The sequence below is a fragment of the Serratia sp. JSRIV004 genome, from assembly GCF_019968705.1.
Classification (GTDB): domain Bacteria; phylum Pseudomonadota; class Gammaproteobacteria; order Enterobacterales; family Enterobacteriaceae; genus Chania; species Chania fonticola_B.
Map to the genome: position 1 here is coordinate 3,987,128 of NZ_CP074140.1, position 20,860 is coordinate 4,007,987.

Below are 20,860 nucleotides of genomic sequence, written 5' to 3' on the forward strand. Positions count from 1 at the left end.
AGTTGACGTTCCCGCCGGTTTTTTGAGAAATTTATGGGATTGGCATTATGCAAAAAAGCAGAAGTACATCTATTTCTAGAAAGTACTATCTAAATGACCTTATTGTTTTTGTAATAGCATCATTGGTCATCGTCTTTCTTATCCGTGCCTGGGGGGACATGCACGGTTCGTTCGATGAACACAACGTGGGTGCCATTAGTCTGGATACCTGGAATCTTTTCTATTACTCACTAAGAACGACAATGCGGTTTGCCATCGGCATGATTTGGTCATTGTTATTCTCCATTGTCTTTGCCGTCCTGGCGGCGCGCTACGTGCCGTTACGCAGGGTGATATTACCTTTCGTCAACTTTATGGAGTCAGTACCCTTGGTGGGCTTTTTAACCTTCACCACGGCGTATTTTCTTGGCCTGTACCCACACAGTGTGATGGGGCTGGAGTGTACCGCTATCTTTGCGGTATTTACCGGCCAGGCATGGAACATGATGCTAACGTTGTACCAGACGCTGCGCATCGTTCCAAGTGAACTGGATGAAGCCGCACGCAGTTTCAACTACAATCCATGGCAACGTTTCTGGCGGTTAGAGTTTATCTATTCCGTACCCGGATTATTGTGGAATGCCATGGTGTCACAATCGGCAGCATGGTTCGCTCTGGTGGCGTCGGAGGCGATCCCGGTCAACGATAAATCGGTGGCGTTGCCTGGTGTAGGTTCCTATATTGCCGAAGCGCTGGCGCAGCAAAACCTGCACGCTATTCTGTTTGCCGTGATCACATTAGCGGCCAATATTATCGTGCTTGACCAATTGGTTTTCCGCCCGTTGGTTCGCTATACCTCCCGTTTCAAATACGAAGATGTTAGCGCCAATAAAACTGAAGGCAGCTCATGGTTTTATAACTGCCTGAGCTATTCCCATCTAGGATCAATGTTGTCAGCGGCCCTACGCATGCTGGCTGATGTATGGCTATTTAAGCTGCCGCAGATCTGGTACGGCCTTGGTTTGCACAAGCTGTTTCGCATCACCGCAAAAGCCAACTGGCTGTGGCGCAGCACTTGGTATCTCGCGGTGGTCATGGCCTGTGCCTGGTTTGGTTATCAACTGTGGGAGTATTTCCCAAAGCAATACTTCGCCATGATGCCTGAATGGATGCTGCTGACTACTGCGCGTGTAGTGGCTGCAATGGTGCTCAGTATCGTGATTTTCACCCCACTCGGCGTCTGGATAGGGATGAATCCACGCCTGGTGAAATTCTTCCAGCCGATCATTCAAATCCTGGCTGCTATCCCACCCAATATTTTCTATCCTCTGATCGCCGCTTTTATCGCTGTTTATCATCAGGATCTTGGCTGGTGGGCGATTCCAATGATCATGCTCGGCACGCAGTGGTATGTGTTGTTTAACGTCATTGCCGGCGTCACGGCAATCCCATCACATATCACCGAAGTCAGCGAAACCTTCGGTTTACGGAGTTTCAAATGGTGGCGTTACTATATGCTGCCCGCGATTTTCCCCTACATCGTTACCGGCATTATTTCTGCAGCAGGCGGTGCCTGGAATAGCGCCATTGCAGCAGAAGTCATTCAATGGGGAGCTACCACGATCAGTACTACCGGGCTGGGCGCTTTTATTTCAGTCGTGACCGATGCCGGTAAAAACCCGGAATCCGCGCTGGGCTGTGCTGCCATGTGCTCACTGGTGGCGTTATGCGTAATCTTTATCTGGCAGCCACTGTATCGCGTTGCAGAAACCAAATTCAAATATGATTAATGCAGGGAAATTAAATGACTATTCAAGAAGTGGTACTCAGCGCCAAGCAGGTAAACAAAGCCTTCATTGGAGAAAACAAGCTCCCCAAGGAAGTGCTGCGCGACGTGGATCTGAATGTTCACAAGGGTGAGTTCGTTACGATCCTTGGGCAGTCAGGTTCTGGCAAATCAACGTTGATGCGCATATTTGCCGGCCTGATTTTCCCTGATACCGGCACGGTATCGCTGGCAGGAAAACCTATCGAAGGACCCAATGCCGATATCAGCATGGTATTCCAGTCTTATGCTCTTTATCCGTGGCTCACGGTGTATGACAACATCGCCTTTGGCTTGATCGCACAAGACTTGCCACCGCAATTGATCGACAAAAAGCTGAAAGCATTACTCACGCTGGTTGGCCTGAATGGGTATGAGAAAGCCTGGCCCCGTCAACTTTCCGGTGGTATGCGCCAGCGCGTAGGTTTTGCCCGAGCATTAGCCGTGGAGCCCAAAGTTTTGCTGTTGGATGAGCCCTTTTCTTCTCTTGATATCTTTACCGCACAGAAACTGCGGATGGATTTAATGAATATCTGGACGAACAAAAAAAATAATATCAGCGCCATCATCATGGTGAGCCATGACATAGAGGAAGCGGTCATGATGTCAGACCGAGTCGTCATTATGGATGCCAATAAACGGCAAATCACCGATGAGATCGTTATCGACAGGCCAAGAGAATCACGAGGCAGACAGAATATGGCAGCCATTATTGATGAAACCAGCGATCGTTTGTATAAGAGAATTGCGATATCACAAAAAGCATCATAGCTTTCAACGTATTTATTAACATCAGGTTATTGAAATGAAAAAAATAATGCACTTGGCTGTATTGGGGTTACTATTGCCAGTAGCCAGCACCACGTTAGCTGCAGAAATCGTAAATAAAGACGGCAATAAATTGGATTTATATGGGCAGATTAATGGTGTTCATTATTTCAGTAATAATGCTGGCAGCAGCGGCGATCAATCCTACACTCGCTTTGGCTTTAAAGGCGAAACACAAATTAATGATGACATCATTGGATACGGCCAATGGGAATATCAGATTGGGCTGAACGGAGCGGAAAGCGGCGAGCAAAGTGGTAACTACACTCGGTTGGGTTTTGCCGGGGTGAAATTCGGCCCGTTTGGAAGCATCAGCTATGGACGCAACTACGGTTTACTCTATGACGTGGGAAGCTGGACCGATGTATTACCCGAGTTTGGTAATGACAGCTATGAAGCTGCCGATAACTTTATGACCAGTCGGGGCAACGGTATGTTGACCTATCATAATCAGGGTTTGGGGGGGATTATTGATGGCCTGAATATTGGCATGCAATATCAGGGAAAGAATCGGGGGGACGACGCCCATCACACGCAAGACCTGCAGACACAAAACGGCGACGGATATTCCTTCTCCACGACCTACGACATAGGTTGGGGACTGAGCGCTGGCGGTGCCTACGCCAATTCGGATCGTACACAGGCACAGCGTAGTTTTGGTCTGGCCAATGGCGATCGTGCCAGAGCCTGGACTTTGGGCCTGAAGTACGATCGGGATAACCTCTATCTGGCAGCAAACTATACCCGCACTCAGAACATGACCTACGTAGAGGGTGGCAACTACACCGGCTTTGCACCAAAGGCAGATGCCGTCGAAGCCGTGGCGCAGTATCACTTTGATTCTGGCATCACCCCTTCTCTTGCCTATTTGCAGTCACGTGGGCGTGACCTACCTGGCATCGGTGATACCGATCTGGTCAAGTATATAGATATGGCGCTGGGTTATAGCTTCAATGCCAATATGTCAGCCTATGTAGAGTACAAACTGAACCTGCTGGATAAACACAATGCAGCCGGTTTAGGTTCTGATGATGTCGTTGAAACGGGGATTATGTACCAGTTCTGAGAAGTTAAGCGCTGAAACCCATGCCTGATGAGGTTTGACCTCATTGGGCTTTTTAGCGTTTTTGAATGGGTAAAAGCTAGCAAGCAAGACATATGAATGAAAGTTAAAAACAGTGAATACAATCATATTAGCCGTTTCTTTCCCCATTCCACATTGCCAATAGGCATTTCCCTCTGAAATTAGAGTATTTTTGATAGCGACGCCAAAGATAACAATCACCACGTTGACTGCATTACCTTCATTTAACGTTTTAGTTTCACTTCCAATGCTCCGGGGTTTATAGTCAACCACTCATTTAAACTCCAATCTCGTTGATGCTGTGTTTATTTTAAACATCCCTTGCGATATCCATTAATATTAAATTACATTTTGCAGTTATAAAACATCACTCAGTTATTGAGCTTCCTGACCCTTGTGGGTACTATGAGACTCCGATTTGATACAGGATAAAATTATGGACACCGACGGTTCGTTATTCATTGGTTTGTTGAGCCTGCTGGAGGCTTAGGCGCAATAGTCATTTTACTGCGTCCTGAAAAGTATTCGTATGTGACGTCATCACGTTACAGCTGCACTTTATTCTCACCTCCTTCAGCGCCTTATACTAGGCGATCCTAAGCTGACAGCATATCTCAATAACCAGAATTCAACTTATTAATCAGACCAATAAGACCGCTGGCATTCTCTAGTGTATATTTTCACGTCTGGATGTTTCTGTGAAAAACTCAGCGGCATATCCTATTCACCTATTTATTTTTTAAAAGATAACCAAGGAAATATGATGGCCAAGAAAAAAATATTACTTACTGTCAGCAACGTGAGTAAGAGCTTCCAACCTACGACCCAAAAATCACATTTGGTCCTTAGTGATATCGACCTCAACGTCTATGACAATGAAGTGATTAGCGTATTAGGGAAATCCGGCTCGGGCAAATCCACCCTACTGCGGATCATCTCAGGTTTGATATCTCCTGATTTTGGGGATGTCATGCTCGGTGAGGACAAAGTCACAGGCCCTAACCCACAAATCAACATGGTTTTCCAGAACTTTGCTATTTTCCCTTGGTTAACCGTTTATCAAAATATCGCCTTTGGATTGCAGGCACAGCATTATTCCCAAGACACCATCGACAAACAGGTGATAAAAATGCTGAACCTGATTGGTCTGGAAAAATACCGCAATGCTTTCCCACGAGAACTTTCCGGTGGTATGCGCCAACGGGTGGGGTTTGCCCGTGCGCTCGTCGTCGAACCTGCGTTACTGTTACTGGATGAACCTTTCTCTTCCCTGGATATTTATACCGGAGAAAATCTACGCAACGACCTAATGCAGATCTGGTCGACGCGGCAAATAAAAACTCGCTCCATGATTTTAGTAACCCACAGCATAACAGAAGCCGTAATGATGTCAGATCGGATTATTTTGCTAGGTTCAGACCCCGGTACCGTTACTGGAAATTATGAAATCACCCTGCGGCGTGAGGAGCGGAACAAACGCTCAATGCAAAGCCTGATCGAAGAAATCAGCGCTGAGCTAAGCCAGCAAATTGCTACTTCGGTCTATTAAAGCCCGGCCTGTATAAACGCCACTGCTCCGCGTCTGCCAGGCATAATATCAATTTTTAATCGCTGACTGGCAGATGAAAAGTCTGCCATTTTAACTACCTGTTTATCAAGGACTACCTTTTTATCGGTGTTTCATGATAAGCAGATAACATGTTGGTTTTTATCATGCATTTTATTCAAACATTAATAACGCTATCAACAGCATCTTTACTTGGCGCAATTATTGGCTATGAAAGACAGTTCCGGCAACGCACTGCCGGGTTACGCACCAATACACTTGTTGCCACCAGCGCAGCTATCTTTGTCCATCTGGCCATGACCATTGATGGCAGTGGGGGGGCGGTAAGAGTGATTTCTTATGTGGTTTCTGGCGTCGGTTTTCTCGGAGCAGGGGCAATCATGAAAGAAGGAATGAATATCCGCGGTCTGAACACAGCGGCTACGCTGTGGGGATCGGCAGCCGTCGGTACCTGCGCGGGTTGTGCATTATATGGAGATGCACTGGCCGCTACGTTATACGTACTGGCTGCCAATACACTGCTGCGCCCGATCGTCAATATGGTCAACAAACAACCCTTCAGCGATGTTAACGGTGAATCCACCTACCAGATCTGCGTGATTGCATTTGAACACGAGCAACGCGAAGCGTTAGCCAAATTCAAACAGGTGATGCAAGCCGAAAACTGCTTTATCTCGCACCTTGATATTGAGCCTTTTGGCGATGATGACGTAGAAATCACCGCAACTCTCATGCCCGCCTCTGTCACTACTACGGTACTTGATAAAACCGTCAATACTTTACTTGGCGATAGCATGATGAAACAGGCCTATTACAGCAGAATTTGTGGATCTGGTTAAAAACGTCATACAGACCCCTTTTGCACCACCAATTCAAATATGAATGAAGAGACTGATTATGAAAAGTATGCCGAAATTATCTCATCTGACTACTTTTAAAGAAATTATTTACTGCGGTAGCTTACATGAAACATCAAAAAAACTGGCTATTTCACAACCGACACTCAGCCGTATTATTAAAGAACTTGAAGAAAATATTGGCTCGCGTCTTTTGGAACGCAGCAACCGCGGTGTCCGGCTCACTGCGGTAGGTGAAGCATTTTTTCAACACATTGACGCTATCACCAATGAGTTAAGAAATACCATTTATGAATTCCGTGGACTGAAAGAAACCGGAGAGAAATTCTTGCGCTTAGGCATGAGCACCTACCCACTGCTATGCTATCTCCCCGAGGCACTTGAGATCTTTAATCAGCGTTATCCACACACCCGCATTACCGTGATTGAGGATTGCTCCGAAGAGTTGATTGCCAAGTTGAGAAATAACGAATTGGATCTGGTGGTCTGCAACCTCAGCGAGGGGATTAACTGTGTCGATCTGGTAACGCAGGACTTCAAATGTGAGACGTTTTCGCTTTATCAAGGGAACAATCACTCCTCTGATGAGCTGCCGCTGGAAGAAACAAAGTGGGTAGTTCCACATTCCTGTACTGCAGGCCGTTTAGCAATGCAAGACTCCTCTTTCCCGTGCACGCAGCAGGGTAATGTCGTGGAAACTGACTCTTTCCTCGCCACCTGGTGTCTAGTGAAACAACAGGGTTATCTCGCGCTTTTAAGCGATCGTGTTGTGGAGCATTACAGCCCACAGCTGAACCTCAAGAAAAAATCTGCTGAAGATATCAATATCAGCGCATGCTTTTATATTATTAAACGTGACGAGCCCATGACATCGTCTATCTCTGACGATTTTACCGAGATCCTGATGGCAATGTGAACACGCGGAAAATCACCTGGCGAAGTGGTGCAAGCGCCTGGAAAGTAAAGACCTGAAGGCCATCTGAAAACGAAAAACCCCAAGCTCTTACGAGCTTGGGGTCTGTATTTGGCGGAAGGACAGAGATTCGAACTCTGGGAGCTGTTACACTCGACGGTTTTCAAGACCGTTGCCTTAAACCACTCGGCCATCCTTCCAATGGGCGCAGATATTAACGGTACCGTTATGAAATGTCTATCGTTTTGACGTAAAAAAATGCGTCAAAACGCTCGTTCGCTTAAATTTCAGACCAATTGCGCTTAAAAAAACCAGAGCCCCGCATCAGCGAGGCTCTTTTCGGACAATAAGCAGGCAGTTATTTAGGTTGGGTATCGTACTCTGAACAACTCTGATATCCCTTGTTCATCACGTGGCCCGTGTCGTTGAAGCTGACAAAATAGGTCTGTGCTTTGCCGTCCCGTGGTGCCACGGCATAAGTATCACAGGTCCCCTGCGCATGGATCAGGCTGGCTGAGGTTGATGGTGGCCCGGCAATTGCGCGCACTTGCTGTTTAGTCATCCCGACTTTTACATCGCTTACCACAGGCTCGTTCACATAGCTCGCGGCCCTGTCGTAAGTGGTACACCCAGTCAGTACGGTAAATAGCGCCGCAGTACATCCGGCCAAAACCAGTTTCATTGTCATAGCTTATCTCCTTAGCATGCTTATTGTTATGTAAGTGTAGAAGCTAAAAGGCTTTTATGCCAATAATGCGTTGCCGCTGTTAATAGTTGGCCCAGATACCCGGCGTCACCAGTTCCAACAGGTGGCCATCCGGATCGCGGAAATAAATGCTCTCCGCGCCCTGCTCCCAACGCATACGCCCTTCTATCTCAACACCGTGTTCGGCCAACTGCTGCTCCCACAGGGGTAACTGGGCCTTGCTCACGGCCAAACCAAGATGTTGTGGGCCGCTGCCGTCATGAGGGGGAATATAGCCTCCCGGATACTGAGCACCGTTCAGCGAATCTCCGGCAACAAACAGCAGCAACACGCTTTGATCGGAGATGTTATAGGCCCGGAAACGATCGTTCGCGACCATCGCGGGCAGTTGCAACACCTGCTGATAGAAGGCTGCGGCACGTTCGATATCGTTAACATACAGCACCGTCTCAATCACACGCTCAATCTTAAGTTCCATACCAACCTCCTGATTTATCAATTTACAAACAGGGTAGGCAGTTACAGACTCAACAGAATAGCAATCAGTGCCGCGTGAAGATCAATCTGTGCGGCTGGCTAATGGGCAAAAAAAACGCGGCCCGAAGGCCGCGTGGTCACATTCACAGTATTGCTTAGAACTGGTAAACCAGGCCTACAGCAACCACGTTGTCGGTATTGATACCGGCTTTGTCGGTAAATGTGTTGTCGTCCAGCAGGTTGATTTTGTAGTCAACGTAGGTGGACATGTTTTTGTTGAAGTAGTAGGTCGCACCCACATCAACATATTTCAGCAGATCCTGGTCGCCGTAACCGCCGCCAATGTCCTTGCCTTTAGACTGCAGGTACGCCACGGAAGGACGCAGGCCGAAGTCGAACTGGTACTGTGCAACCACTTCAAAGTTCTGTGCCTTGTTCGCGTAACCGTACAGAGAGCTATTGCTGTTGCCGAAACGGGTAGCATTGTAAGACTGGGTATACATCGCTGCCAGATAGATGTTGTTGGCGTCGTATTTCAGGCCGCCGCTATAGCCTTCGGCTTTGTCACCACGACCCAGAATGGAAGAGGTGCCGTTAGGGCCACCGTTCTGATCGTTGGTACGGTCAGAGTTGAAGAACGCACCGGCAGCACTGATGCCATAGCCCAGATCGTAGGATACGGACATACCGTAGCCGTCACCGTTCTGGTTCAGGACATCACGGCCATTGTTGCTTTCTTCACCGTTGCCGTTTTTACCCTGATACTGCAGAGCAAAGTTCAGACCATCAACCAGACCGAAGAAGTTGTTGTTACGATAAGTCACAACACCGCTGGTGCGTTGGAACAGGAAGTTGTCCGCGCCATAGGTATCGCCACCAAACTCAGGCAACACGTCGGTCCATGCGCCGATGTCATACATCACACCGTAGTTACGGCCGTAATCCAATGAGCCGTAATCGCCGAATTTCAGACCAGCGAAGCCCACACGGGTGAAGGAGTCATTTTCGTCTTCAGTTTTGTTCAACTGAACCTGATATTCCCACTCACCATAACCGGTCAGCTGATCGTTGATCTGAGTTTCGCCACGCAGGCCAAAACGCATGTAAGACTGATCGCCGTCGGTTTTATCGTTGTCGGAAAAATAGTGAAGACCATCGATTTTACCGAACAAATCCAGTTTATTGCCGTCTTTGTTGTAGATTTCTGCTGCACCTGCTGTGCCTGCCATCAACAGAGCTGGGACGATCAGGGAGAGTACTCGAAGTTTCATCGTTATTATCCTCTTAATTATGTCGAGCTACGGCCACTGCTCTTCTGAGCATTATTAGCGCGACTGTGAATCACCATTCTGGTAACAAGGGCTATATTAATCCAGAAAGAAAATGATACCAAGTATCCAATGGTGTTTCATACCTATATTTAAAGGTTTCAAAATGTAAATACTGGCGAACTTTCACAAAACATTACCGACAAGACAAATAAAGCACTGAAAGATAAAAAATAAAATAACACATATAAATCAATTACATATACAAAACTTTATAAAAATAAAGATAACAGTACAAAAGTATCCAACAATAAGCACGTTGTGCCAAAAATCGTTGCCATTCCTGACGCTATAATCATCCCGCTATCATCATTATTTTCATTATTACCTTCATTATCCGTATGATAATTTTTGTAGTTACAACCGGCCTCTGGCCGGTTTTTTTATACCCAAAAATCAGCGATAAAATCGTGCCAATAAAGCATTTTATGCACAAATTTAATCACAGAGAGATATCATAAACATGATCAATTACCGCACTAATAGCTAAAACACCCCTAAAAGACCGCCAATAATTAACCAACGAATAATTTGTCGCCGCTCATCGTTTAAATAGACAACAATCACATACAAAATAGCAATGAATCCTGCTTCAATTCCCTAGATAATAGATTTGTTACCTTGAGAAACTATTTCTCCCTCATCCGCGAGTGATCTTACATCGCTCCTGCCCCCCTGATGGGTTACACGGTTAACGCGAATCCTTTCGACCCCGATCACAGATTGTGATAAAAACAGGGGTTCATTTAAGCCACTATCCAGAGCCGATCCCGATACCGACATGACAGTCACTTGCAACGAACAAATTAAGCCCGGTGTGCCCGAGCAGAATGCCACCCGCCTGGCCTTTTTTATCGCCGGACTGGCAATGGCCACCTGGGCACCGCTGGTACCTTTTGCCAAAACGCGTATCAATATAGATGACGGCTCATTAGGCCTGCTGCTGCTGTGCATCGGAGTTGGCTCGATCATGGCAATGCCGTTGACTGGGCTTTTGACCGGCAAATTTGGCTGCCGCCGCGTGATCCTGCTGGCGGGTATCGCCCTATGCATCGATTTGCCGCTGCTGGTGCTGATGGACTCCACCTTGGGGATGGCATTAGCCTTACTGCTGTTCGGTGCAGCGATTGGTATGATTGACGTGGCCATGAACATTCAGGCCGTGGTGGTCGAACGCGCCAGCAATCGAGCCATGATGTCCGGCTTTCACGGTTTCTTCAGCATTGGCGGGATAGCCGGTGCGGGTGGAGTCAGCGCCCTATTATGGTTGGGGCTCGGTCCGCTACAAGCCACTCTGATCGCCGTCGTCGCCATTCTGGCTCTGCTGCTGATTGCCAGTAAAAACCTGCTGCGTGAAAGCGGCGGAGATAAAGAAGGCCCGATGTTCGTTCTGCCACGAGGCTGGGTGATGTTCATTGGCCTACTGTGCTTCATCATGTTCCTGGCGGAAGGCTCAATGCTCGACTGGAGCGCGCTGTACCTGACCACCATGCGCGGGATGGATCATAACCAGGCTGGCTTGGGTTACGCTTTGTTCTCCATTGCCATGACGATCGGCAGGCTGAATGGCGATCGCGTAGTGAATGCCATGGGCAGATATCAGGTACTGTTGCTGGGTAGCTTGTGTGCGGCCATCGGCCTGGCGTTGGCGATTACGATAGACAGCGCCATAGCCTCTTTGATTGGTTTTATGCTGGTTGGCGTCGGGGCATCCAATGTGGTCCCTATTCTGTTTAGCGCAGCGGGGAACCAACGCGTCATGCCTGCCAACCTGGCCATCGCTTCGGTCACCACGGTGGGCTATGCCGGTATTCTGGCCGGCCCGGCAGTGATCGGGCTAATCGCCCAGGTCTCCAGCCTGACGTTTGCCCTGGCCTGTGTCGCTGCGTTGCTGCTAATCGTCACTGCCAGCGCCAAAGCGGTCACTCGCTAATTTCAGGAATGCGTAGCCATGTTGCAAGATAGACAACTGACCATCAACTCCCGCTACATCACCCGCAGCTTCTGGCTGTTTGTCGTGCTGCTGGCCATGGCAATTGGGTTGTACAGCTATAATTATACCAACGCCTATCTGACGGAGAAAAAACATGCCGTCAACACCATCGCCAACATGCTGCAAAAACGTATCGACAGCTACCGCTCTCTGACCGAGCAAATCTACGACAAATTTGGTAATACCGCGTCGCTTGCTGTTGAGACCAACCTGCAGGAAACCCGACTGCGTCCGGATGTATATTATGTTGAGAAGCGACGCAGCAAAACCGATGCGGTCATTTTTGGCAACCATGACAACGCCACGCTGGCTACGGTTGCCAATATCTCTGACTTCCTGGATAACCGCTGGGGAACCGAGACCGAAAACTATGCGATGTATTTTCTCAACGGGCAAGATAACAGCCTGAGCCTGGTGACGACCCAATCGCTGAAAGACCTGACTTCGCGATTGAAAGAAAACTACCTGACTACGTCGGTGTCAGACCGCCGCACCGAAATGCTGCAACAGGCCAATATGCTGGACGAACGCGAGAGTTTTTCCGGCCTGCGTAAACAGCGCTTCCAGAACGCCTACTCGTTTTCTATCCGCACCACCTTTAACCAGCCGGGGCATTTGGCCACGGTGATCGCCTTCGACCTGCCGATTAACGATATCATCCCGCTTAATATGGCCCGCTCCAACTTCCTGCTGCTGCCCGATAATGCAGAGATCGACGACAGCATGGTGCCAAGCGAAACGGCAATCAACGCCCAGGCCGCCCTGAAAGGCAGTTGGGTTGAGTTCAGTGTTTCATTACCCAACTCGCCGCTGCAGCTGATTTACCGCGTTTCAGCTTTCAATCTGGCCATTGACCTGCTGCGCAATAACATCTGGCTACTGGCGGTCAATCTGCTGTTGCTGACGCTATCGATGGTGGGCATTTATTTCCTCCGCCAGCAATACATCCGCCCCAGCGAAAATATCGCCGCCGAGCTGGATCTCCAACGCTCGCTCAACCAGGAAATTGTTGCCAGCCTGCCTTGCGGGCTGCTGGTCTATGACTTTGCCGATAACAGCGTGATCACCAGCAACAAGATCGCTGAGCACCTGATGCCACACCTCAGCCTGTCCAAAATTGCCCATATGGCGGAGCAGCATCATGGCGTGATCCAGGCGACGGTCAACAACGAAGTCTATGAGATCCGCATCTTCCGCAGCCAACGCACGGCGGAAACCTATCTGTTCCTGCTCAACGATCAGGATAAAGAGGTGATGGTGAACAAACGGCTGCAACAGGCCCGCCGCGAATACGATAAAAACGTTCAGGCCCGTAAGTTGATGCTACACAACCTGGGGATCGAGCTGAATCAGCCGGTGCGGCAAATGCACGAACTGGCCGCAAGCCTGTGCCAACCATCAGACGCCGAACAGCAACAGACATTGCTTAAACAACTCAACCTGGCTTCGGCATCGGTATTGGATCTGATCGATAATATCACCCTGCTCACCAGGCTGGAGACACAGGATTGGCAGCCGGTTCGTCAACCTTTCAACCCCACTGTACTGCTGGATGAACTGCTGCTGGACGTGCTGCCAGCCATCAACCAGAAAGGGCTGGCGCTGTTCAATCACGTTAATCTGGACGTCAACCAACAGTACATTGGCGATGCTGGCGCACTGCGCAAAATCCTTTCATTGCTGCTGCGCTACGCCATCATCACTACCGCCTACGGCAAGATCACCCTGGTAGTGGAACAGGAAGTCGATCGCCCTGAACACCTGGTATTTCATATCAACGACACCGGCACCGGCATTTCCAATGAGGAAATCAGCAATCTGACCTACCCGTTCCTCAGCCAAACGCTGGTCGATCGCTTCGATCACGGCTCTGGGCTGACGTTTTTCCTGTGTAATCAGCTGTGCAAAAAACTCAATGGCCAGTTGGATATCCACAGCAAAATCGATATCGGTACCCGCTATACCATTCGTGTCACTATGGAGCAGGAGAAAACAGAGGAACAGGCGACGGAGAAATTACTCGATGGGGTAACGGCGCTGCTGGATATCACCTCCGACGAGATCCGCCGGATCGTAACTCAGCTACTGGCGGGATATGGGGCCAACTGCATCGTGGCCGAGGAGCACCAAAACAGCCGGGAATATGATGTTTTACTGACCGATAACCCGCAGCAGGCCGACGACTATACGTTGCTGCTAACCAGCGATGAAGCAGGCTGGCAACAGCTTGATAAAGGCTATATCCGCGTCAACTATAACCTGCACAATGCCATGATCGACGCGGTTCTGATCTTGATAGAACACCAGATGGCGGCACAAGAGCAGGAAGAAAACCCTGTAGGATCCCTGGCAGAAAGCGCCCAAGTGTATGAAAAACAATTGAGATCAAGTGATTACTATGGTTTGTTTATTGATACAGTACCCGACGATATCAAAAAACTGTATACTGAGGCGGGCAGCGGTGATTTTGCAGCGCTGTCTCAAACCGCACACCGCCTGAAGGGCGTGTTTGCCATGTTAAATCTGCTTCCCGGAAAGCTTCTGTGTGAATCGTTAGAACAGCACATCGCGGACGGTGATGCGCTCAAGATCGAGAATAACATCAGTCAGATTGATTTTTTCGTCAGTAGACTGCTGCAGCAAGGTAGCCAACAACATGAATAACCTGAACGTAATTATTGCCGATGACCATCCTATCGTACTGTTTGGCATCCGGAAGTCACTTGAGCAAATTGAGTGGGTGAATGTCGTTGGGGAGTTCGAGGACTCTACAGCACTGATCAACAATCTGTCCAAGCTGGACGCCAACGTCCTGATCACCGATCTTTCGATGCCGGGTGACAAATATGGCGACGGCATTACGCTGATAAAATATATCAAACGCCACTATCCGCAATTGTCGATCATCGTTCTGACCATGAACAACAATCCGGCCATTCTCAGCGCGGTGTTAGATCTGGACATCGAAGGCATCGTCCTGAAACAGGGGGCGCCTACCGATTTGCCAAAAGCGCTGGCCGCATTGCAGAAAGGCAAGAAATTCACGCCAGAGAGCGTCTCGAAGCTGTTGGAGAAAATCAGTGCCAGCGGTTACGGTGACAAACGCCTCTCTCCGAAAGAAAGCGAAGTGTTGCGTCTGTTCGCCGAAGGTTTCCTGGTGACCGAAATCGCCAAAAAACTGAACCGCAGCATCAAGACGATCAGTAGCCAGAAGAAATCAGCCATGATGAAGCTGGGTGTTGATAACGATATCGCACTGCTTAACTATCTCTCCTCCGTCAGTATGACGCAGTTGGATAAAGACTAAAGTTCAACGGGTGCAGCATGCGGCGCCCCTGAACCAGCATGGTTATCAATTTAAAGGGCGCTCTTAGTCGCCCTTTAGTGTTTATGCCGTTTCCGATTCAGCCCTAAGCCGCCGTACCCGTTGACTGTAATAGCCCAGCGACTGCTCCAGCGTCTCCAGCGTGACCGGTTTCGACAGGCAGTTATCCATCCCGGCCTCAAGACAGCGCTGTTTCTCTTCTGCCAGCGCATTAGCCGTTACGCCAATCACCGGGGCAGTGAAATTCGACTTACGCAGGCAACGTGTCAATTCATAGCCATCCATATTCGGCATATTGACGTCAGTCAATACGATATCCACCGCATTGCGTTCCAGTACGCTGAGCGCATCGACACCATCATTGGCGGTAATCACCTGATAGCCCAACGATGACAGCTGATCGGACAGCAAGCGCCGGTTGATCGGGTGATCGTCTACCACCAGCAGGCGAATATCCCCGTTATCGGCATTATTGGCCTTAACCGATAACGGCAGTTGTACCAACGCCTTATCGTTTTCGGTAACCACACCAAACAACCGGTTCAACAGCAGGATAGCATCCCGTGGCGTAGAGGTACTATGCAGCCAGTAACCCGGGTGCGTTTCCAATGACGGTCCGATGTGCGCAATGGAGAATTCAATCTGTGCCAACAGCGGGGTATCCACCTGCAAAGGATAATCGCTGAGCAGAACGTCCCCTGCTGCGGTTTGCTGCCCCTCATAACGTAATACCGTGGCACCGAAGCCGCCAAGGATCGCCTGCAGATAGCTTTCCAACCGCTGATTACGAATTTGCAGCCACAGGTTTTTGCCCTGCCAGGTATCGCTGGCCTGCGGCGTCGGAAACTGCGCTCCAAACAACGGAATGCGAATGGTAAACAGGCTGCCGAGACCAGGCTCGGACTCCACCGCGATATCACCGTCCATCAGGTTGATCAGTTTTTCACAAATCGCCAGCCCAAGCCCAGTGCCCTGGAAATGGCGCTGTACCCCGCTGCCAACCTGGAAGAAGGGATCAAACAGGCGCAGGACCTCTTTTTCTGGAATACCGACGCCGGTATCGCGAACGCTGAACTCCAGATAGCTGTCACGGGTGCAGACCTGCAGCATAATACAGCCGGTGTCGGTAAACTTGATGGCGTTATTCAATAGGTTAGACAAGACCTGTTGCAAACGCACGGGATCGCCATTGATACGTTCAGGCACACCTTGTTCAATAAAACAGTACAAACCGAGCCGCTTTTTCACCACCAGCGGCAAGTAGTTGCCCGCAATGTGGGTAATCACTTCCAGGCAAGAAAACTCACGGGGTTCTATCTTCAACTGCTCGGATTCAATCTTGGAGAAGTCCAGGATGTCGCTGATGATCTTCAGCAACAGCCCCGAGGAGTTGTTCATCGCATTGACCAGACGGTCGACCCCTTGCGGCAACGCCTTGGTCTGCAGCAGATCCAGGTTGCCGATAATCCCGTACAGCGGCGTGCGCAGCTCATGGCTGACGGTGGCCAGGAACATCGATTTGGACTGGCTGGCCTGCTCCGCTGCCGCGGCCATTTCCTGCAGCGACTCTTCCATTTTGACGCGGGCACTAACGTCAACCAGCACGCAGATAGCCACGTCCTCATTGCGATAACGGGAGTGCACAAAGCTGATTTGCAGATTGTTGTTATTACTGGTCATCACATCTACAAAGTTGACCTGCTGTTCGCAGATAATGCGTGTAATGCGATCCCGATCCTCGTTGGTCAACAGGTTGATATAGTTATGCGCCAGTTCATTACTCAGGATGTTGGTACCATCACTGATGCGCAGAATGCAGATACCCACCGGTGCCGAAGCCACGATTTTGCGGTTGAACTGTTCATGCTCCTCCAACCGGAAGGCATTCTCTTCCGCTGGCAGAAACATCTTGCGCTCGAACAACCACGCCAGGCTGAACAACACCACGGCCGACAGCAGGTTAAGCAGCACCGCATTGAGGATCAGTACCTTGAAACGCTCCACCACGCTCTTCACCGGCAATGAATACACGATGCTGAGCGACGAAGGCGGCAGCGCCTTCTTCATGATCAGATCCTGGTAACTGTCTACATAGCCAAAATAGGTGTGTTCCTGCGGATAAACATTGAGCGAAGAGGCATAGCGATCGCCATTGGCCAGTCGCAGCACCGATTCGTTGTTCTCATCCAGCAGATTAACCCCTACCGGCAAGTTGCTGGTGGTGACAAAGTCTTCCAGGCGGATCGTCTGTTCAATCCCCAGCAGCGCTTCCAGTTTGTTGCCGACATAGACCGGCGTCATTACATACAGGTAACCTACATCAGGCCGCTGCTGGCTGGGGCTGATCCAGTAAAGGTTATTGTCTTTCTCCGCGCTGTTGGCGGCGTTACGGTATTTAAGGATGCGCTCATGCAGCGCCTTGAGCACGTTTTGCCGATCGGTGATGCCGTTACTGCTACCGAATTCGGTCATGCACAGGCTGTCACTGCCGATAAAAAACACCCGGTTCAGATCATAGGCCGCGACAAAGTTTTCTTTCCAGTATTGGATCAGACTGTTTAACGAGGTGATCGAGTCACGGTAGTTGGAGTTCAGCGCGCAGTTGGATTCCGGGTACAGCGGCTTCATCTCCGGTTGGCTGTCTTTGCCATTCATCATGCCGGTGAACAGCTCGAGGCTCCCTACCGTGCCGTTGAGGCGGTTTTCCGCCATGTATTTGATGTCGCGGATGATATCCGCCGAGTGGCGAATGTAGCCCTGAGCCTGGTCAAAGTTGAGATTATATTCCTGCCTGATATCGGATTCTTTTTCATGCACGATATCCAGGATATAAAACGTGGTCAGCAGTGCACCCAGCGACCACAGCATGAACGCCAGTACCCGAAACAGATAGCGGGAAATTTTTAACGTGGTACGGAAAGAGGCTAAGTATTTCAAGCAGGTACCATGCCAGTGTAAGGGGTGACGAGCATAATCATAGCAAAACAACGATCCCGTGCAGCATCGACAAGTGATTGCAGCAATTAAACCATACAACTGAAAAAGGGCCTAGCATCGCTGCCAAGCCCTTTTTGAACCACCCAGATTAGACGGCCAAGGCCGTGCTATTTAGGCGTTCTCGTCATCCATATCGTCTACGGCGCCGGTATCCTCATCACCCTCATCGAGTGGTGTGGTATCTTCTTCCGCTTCTTCTGCGCCCGGTTCAAGGCTATCAAGCTCTTCATCTTCAACCGGTTCAGCAACGCGCTGCAGGCCGACAACGTTCTCGTCTTCCGCAGTACGGATCAGGGTGACACCCTGGGTGTTACGGCCAACCACGCTGACTTCCGCGACACGGGTACGCACCAGCGTGCCTGCATCGGTGATCATCATGATTTGATCGGTAGTTTCTACCTGTACAGCCCCAACAACCTGACCATTACGCTCGCTGACCTTAATGGAGATAACCCCTTGGGTCGCGCGCGATTTGGTCGGGTATTCCGTTACCGCGGTACGCTTGCCGTAGCCGTTCTGCGTCACGGTCAGGATATCGCCTTCACCACGAGGAATAATCAGCGAAACTACGCGATCGCCTTCACCGAGGTTGATACCGCGAACGCCGGTAGCGGTACGGCCCATTGAACGAACCTGCCCTTCTGGGAAGCGGACCACTTTACCGTTGGCGGAGAACAGCATCACTTCGTTGCTGCCGTCGGTCAGGTCAACACCAATCAGCTCGTCACCCTCGTTGAGGTTAACGGCGATGATGCCTGCGCTGCGCGGGCGGCTGAACTCGGTTAATGCGGTTTTCTTCACGGTACCGCTAGCAGTAGCCATGAATACATGGCGGCCTTCTTCGTATTCACGTACCGGTAGAATGGCGGTGATACGTTCGTTGGCTTCCAGCGGCAACAGGTTGACGATCGGCCGGCCACGAGCACCACGGCTGGCTTCAGGCAGTTGATACACCTTCATCCAGTACAGGCGACCACGGCTGGAGAAGCACAGGATCGTGTCGTGGGTGTTGGCCACCAGCAGACGATCGATAAAGTCTTCTTCTTTGATACGGGCGGCTGACTTGCCTTTACCACCGCGACGCTGCGCTTCATAGTCGGTCAGAGGCTGATACTTCACGTAGCCCTGATGCGACAATGTCACGACCACATCTTCCTGGTTGATCAGGTCTTCGATGTTGATATCAGACGTGTTGGCGGTAATTTCGGTACGGCGTGCGTCGCCAAACTGATCGCGCATGGCCACCAGTTCTTCACGGATCACTTCCATCAAGCGGTCTGGGTTTTCCAGAATAAAGATCAGCTCAGCGATGAGGTTCAGCAGCTCTTTATACTCGTCCAGCAGCTTCTCGTGCTCCAGGCCGGTCAGTTTCTGCAAGCGCAGATCCAGGATCGCCTGAGCCTGTTGCTCGGTCAGGTAATATTTGCCGTCACGGATGCCAAACTCTGGCTCCAGCCACTCTGGGCGTGCAGCGTTGTCACCGGCACGTTCCAGCATCGCCCCGACGTTACCCAGATCCCAAGGCTGCGCGATTAACGCAATCTTCGCTTCTGCCGGAGTCGGCGCGCGGCGGATCAGTTCGATAATCGGGTCGATGTTGGCCAAGGCAATGGCTAACGCTTCCAGGATATGGGCGCGATCGCGGGCTTTACGCAGTTCGAAAATGGTACGGCGGGTCACCACTTCACGGCGGTGGCGCACAAATGCACGCAGAATATCTTTCAGGTTCAGCAACTTTGGCTGGCCCTGATGCAGTGCCACCATGTTGATACCGAAGGTGACCTGTAGCTGAGTCAGCGAATACAGGTTATTCAGCACCACTTCACCCACGGCGTCACGTTTGACTTCAATCACGATGCGCATGCCGTCTTTATCAGACTCGTCACGCAGCGCGCTGATGCCTTCAACGCGTTTCTCTTTCACCAACTCGGCAATTTTCTCGATCAGGCGCGCTTTGTTCACCTGATAAGGAATTTCATGCACGATGATGGTTTCGCGGCCGGTTTTAGCGTCCGCCTCTACCTCGGCACGGGCGCGGAGATACACTTTGCCACGGCCGGTACGGTAGGCTTCTTCAATACCACGACGGCCATTGATGATCGCCGCCGTCGGGAAGTCCGGGCCTGGGATGTGTTCCATCAGCCCTTCAATGCTGATGTTTTCATCCTCGATATAGGCCAGACAGCCATTAATAACTTCAGACAGGTTATGCGGCGGAATGTTGGTCGCCATGCCCACGGCGATACCGGACGAGCCGTTGACCAGCAGGTTCGGGATCTTGGTTGGCATAACGGCCGGGATCTGCTCGGTACCGTCATAGTTTGGCACGAAGTCGACGGTCTCTTTTTCCAGATCCGCCAGCAGTTCGTGGGCGATTTTCGACATGCGCACTTCGGTATAACGCATTGCTGCGGCGGAGTCGCCGTCCACAGAACCGAAGTTACCCTGGCCGTCCACCAACATGTAACGCAACGAAAACGGTTGGGCCATACGGACGATCGTGTCATACACCGCGCTGTCACCATGCGGGTGATACTTACCGATCACGTCCCCAACGACACGGGCCGATTTCTTGTAGGGTTTATTCCAGTCGTTACCCAGTACATTCATCGCGTACAGAACGCGGCGGTGCACCGGCTTCAGTCCATCACGAACATCTGGCAACGCACGGCCGACAATAACCGACATCGCGTAATCCAGATACGAGCTTTTCAGCTCTTCTTCGATATTTACCGGTGTGATTTCTCTGGCAAGGTCGCTCATGGAGCTGCTATCCCTCATACTGAATGATTCATCTGCCTTGGCGTAGTGCCAAAGGTGTAAAACTATATCACAAAGCGCGCTTTACGGGGAAATTACCGGCGCTGTTTCGCTGAAATGTGCTGCCCTGCGGGCGAAAATTACCTCGATAACACTTGCCTCGATAACAACAGCGCTGCGCCAAGCGTGCCGGAACATGTATAATCTGCATCATAAGAGAA

The 20,860-nt window shown here is 50.2% G+C and carries 15 protein-coding genes and 1 tRNA gene; 9 read left to right on the forward strand and 7 right to left on the reverse strand.

The features are described from left to right. The first annotated feature begins 158 nt into the window (after positions 1 to 158). The 3 genes from KGP21_RS19165 to KGP21_RS19175 are packed head-to-tail and all read left to right on the forward strand — an operon-like array spanning position 159 to position 3,698. A complete protein-coding gene (locus KGP21_RS19165; RefSeq protein WP_223536034.1) occupies positions 159 to 1,769 on the forward strand; it encodes an ABC transporter permease subunit in 1,611 nt (536 codons plus the stop codon). Positions 1,770 to 1,783: 14 nt separating this feature from the next. Then, positions 1,784 to 2,575: an ABC transporter ATP-binding protein gene (locus KGP21_RS19170; RefSeq protein WP_059201261.1), complete on the forward strand. Its 792-nt coding sequence runs from the start codon at positions 1,784 to 1,786 to the stop codon at positions 2,573 to 2,575. A gap of 34 nt (positions 2,576 to 2,609) precedes the next feature. Continuing rightward, on the forward strand, positions 2,610 to 3,698 hold the full coding sequence (locus tag KGP21_RS19175; RefSeq protein ID WP_301178815.1) for a porin: 1,089 nt from the start codon (positions 2,610 to 2,612) through the stop codon (positions 3,696 to 3,698). Here KGP21_RS19175 and KGP21_RS19180 read toward each other — a convergent pair. Continuing rightward, positions 3,651 to 3,989, reverse strand: coding sequence for a hypothetical protein (locus tag KGP21_RS19180; RefSeq protein WP_223536036.1), 339 nt, complete (start codon positions 3,987 to 3,989; stop codon positions 3,651 to 3,653). The genes KGP21_RS19175 and KGP21_RS19180 overlap by 48 nt on opposite strands. A gap of 490 nt (positions 3,990 to 4,479) precedes the next feature. Here KGP21_RS19180 and KGP21_RS19185 point away from each other — a divergent pair, with 490 nt between their 5' ends. The 3 genes from KGP21_RS19185 (at position 4,480) to KGP21_RS19195 (ending at position 7,056) form a co-directional block, all read left to right on the forward strand. Further along, complete coding sequence (locus tag KGP21_RS19185) at positions 4,480 to 5,265, forward strand: ABC transporter ATP-binding protein (RefSeq protein WP_021805949.1); 786 nt, start codon at positions 4,480 to 4,482, stop codon at positions 5,263 to 5,265. 149 nt (positions 5,266 to 5,414) lie between these two features. After that, complete coding sequence (locus tag KGP21_RS19190) at positions 5,415 to 6,122, forward strand: MgtC/SapB family protein (protein WP_021805950.1); 708 nt, start codon at positions 5,415 to 5,417, stop codon at positions 6,120 to 6,122. Positions 6,123 to 6,180: 58 nt separating this feature from the next. Continuing rightward, the gene (locus KGP21_RS19195; RefSeq protein ID WP_223536038.1) at positions 6,181 to 7,056 is read left to right on the forward strand and encodes a LysR family transcriptional regulator; all 876 of its coding nucleotides are present in this window, start codon (positions 6,181 to 6,183) and stop codon (positions 7,054 to 7,056) included. A gap of 109 nt (positions 7,057 to 7,165) precedes the next feature. Here KGP21_RS19195 and KGP21_RS19200 read toward each other — a convergent pair. The 4 genes from KGP21_RS19200 to ompC all read right to left on the reverse strand — a co-directional run bounded on the left by KGP21_RS19200 (position 7,166) and on the right by ompC (position 9,507). Continuing rightward, a tRNA-Ser gene (locus KGP21_RS19200) sits at positions 7,166 to 7,253 on the reverse strand. A gap of 158 nt (positions 7,254 to 7,411) precedes the next feature. Then, positions 7,412 to 7,741: an osmotically-inducible lipoprotein OsmE gene (osmE, locus tag KGP21_RS19205; RefSeq protein ID WP_021805952.1), complete on the reverse strand. Its 330-nt coding sequence runs from the start codon at positions 7,739 to 7,741 to the stop codon at positions 7,412 to 7,414. Between the two features lie 79 nt (positions 7,742 to 7,820). After that, positions 7,821 to 8,237, reverse strand: a complete 417-nt coding sequence (locus tag KGP21_RS19210; RefSeq protein WP_021805953.1) for a VOC family protein — start codon at positions 8,235 to 8,237, stop codon at positions 7,821 to 7,823. A gap of 154 nt (positions 8,238 to 8,391) precedes the next feature. Further along, positions 8,392 to 9,507, reverse strand: a complete 1,116-nt coding sequence (gene ompC, locus KGP21_RS19215; protein ID WP_223536040.1) for a porin OmpC — start codon at positions 9,505 to 9,507, stop codon at positions 8,392 to 8,394. Positions 9,508 to 10,345: 838 nt separating this feature from the next. On the opposite strand from ompC, the gene KGP21_RS19220 reads away from it, so the two are divergent. Genes KGP21_RS19220 through rcsB form a run of 3 tightly spaced genes read left to right on the forward strand, consistent with a single transcriptional unit; the run spans position 10,346 to position 14,864 of the window. Next, on the forward strand, positions 10,346 to 11,497 hold the full coding sequence (locus KGP21_RS19220) for an MFS transporter (protein ID WP_037375510.1): 1,152 nt from the start codon (positions 10,346 to 10,348) through the stop codon (positions 11,495 to 11,497). A 21-nt stretch (positions 11,498 to 11,518) separates the two neighbouring features. Then, positions 11,519 to 14,221: a phosphotransferase RcsD gene (rcsD, locus tag KGP21_RS19225; RefSeq protein ID WP_223538539.1), complete on the forward strand. Its 2,703-nt coding sequence runs from the start codon at positions 11,519 to 11,521 to the stop codon at positions 14,219 to 14,221. Then, positions 14,214 to 14,864, forward strand: a complete 651-nt coding sequence (gene rcsB / locus KGP21_RS19230; RefSeq protein ID WP_021178490.1) for a response regulator transcription factor RcsB — start codon at positions 14,214 to 14,216, stop codon at positions 14,862 to 14,864. The genes rcsD and rcsB overlap by 8 nt, the downstream gene beginning before the upstream one ends. A gap of 81 nt (positions 14,865 to 14,945) precedes the next feature. Here rcsB and rcsC read toward each other — a convergent pair whose 3' ends face one another. Together rcsC and gyrA are read right to left on the reverse strand one after the other, a co-directional pair. Next, positions 14,946 to 17,819, reverse strand: a complete 2,874-nt coding sequence (gene rcsC / locus KGP21_RS19235) for a two-component system sensor histidine kinase RcsC (protein ID WP_223536042.1) — start codon at positions 17,817 to 17,819, stop codon at positions 14,946 to 14,948. Positions 17,820 to 17,990: 171 nt separating this feature from the next. Continuing rightward, positions 17,991 to 20,642: a DNA topoisomerase (ATP-hydrolyzing) subunit A gene (gene gyrA / locus KGP21_RS19240; RefSeq protein WP_115158186.1), complete on the reverse strand. Its 2,652-nt coding sequence runs from the start codon at positions 20,640 to 20,642 to the stop codon at positions 17,991 to 17,993. Positions 20,643 to 20,860: the final 218 nt, after the last annotated feature.

Excerpts from the sequence above, each read along its gene's own strand:
- KGP21_RS19165 (WP_223536034.1), top strand. The coding sequence starts at position 159 with ATGCACGGTTCGTTCGATGAACACAACGTGGGTGCCATTAGTCTGGAT.
- KGP21_RS19170 (WP_059201261.1), top strand. The coding sequence starts at position 1,784 with ATGACTATTCAAGAAGTGGTACTCAGCGCCAAGCAGGTAAACAAAGCC.
- KGP21_RS19175 (WP_301178815.1), top strand. The coding sequence starts at position 2,610 with ATGAAAAAAATAATGCACTTGGCTGTATTGGGGTTACTATTGCCAGTA.
- KGP21_RS19185 (WP_021805949.1), top strand. The coding sequence starts at position 4,480 with ATGGCCAAGAAAAAAATATTACTTACTGTCAGCAACGTGAGTAAGAGC.
- KGP21_RS19190 (WP_021805950.1), top strand. The coding sequence starts at position 5,415 with ATGTTGGTTTTTATCATGCATTTTATTCAAACATTAATAACGCTATCA.
- KGP21_RS19195 (WP_223536038.1), top strand. The coding sequence starts at position 6,181 with ATGAAAAGTATGCCGAAATTATCTCATCTGACTACTTTTAAAGAAATT.
- osmE (WP_021805952.1), bottom strand. The coding sequence starts at position 7,741 with ATGACAATGAAACTGGTTTTGGCCGGATGTACTGCGGCGCTATTTACC.
- KGP21_RS19210 (WP_021805953.1), bottom strand. The coding sequence starts at position 8,237 with ATGGAACTTAAGATTGAGCGTGTGATTGAGACGGTGCTGTATGTTAAC.
- ompC (WP_223536040.1), bottom strand. The coding sequence starts at position 9,507 with ATGAAACTTCGAGTACTCTCCCTGATCGTCCCAGCTCTGTTGATGGCA.
- KGP21_RS19220 (WP_037375510.1), top strand. The coding sequence starts at position 10,346 with ATGACAGTCACTTGCAACGAACAAATTAAGCCCGGTGTGCCCGAGCAG.
- rcsB (WP_021178490.1), top strand. The coding sequence starts at position 14,214 with ATGAATAACCTGAACGTAATTATTGCCGATGACCATCCTATCGTACTG.
- gyrA (WP_115158186.1), bottom strand. The coding sequence starts at position 20,642 with ATGAGCGACCTTGCCAGAGAAATCACACCGGTAAATATCGAAGAAGAG.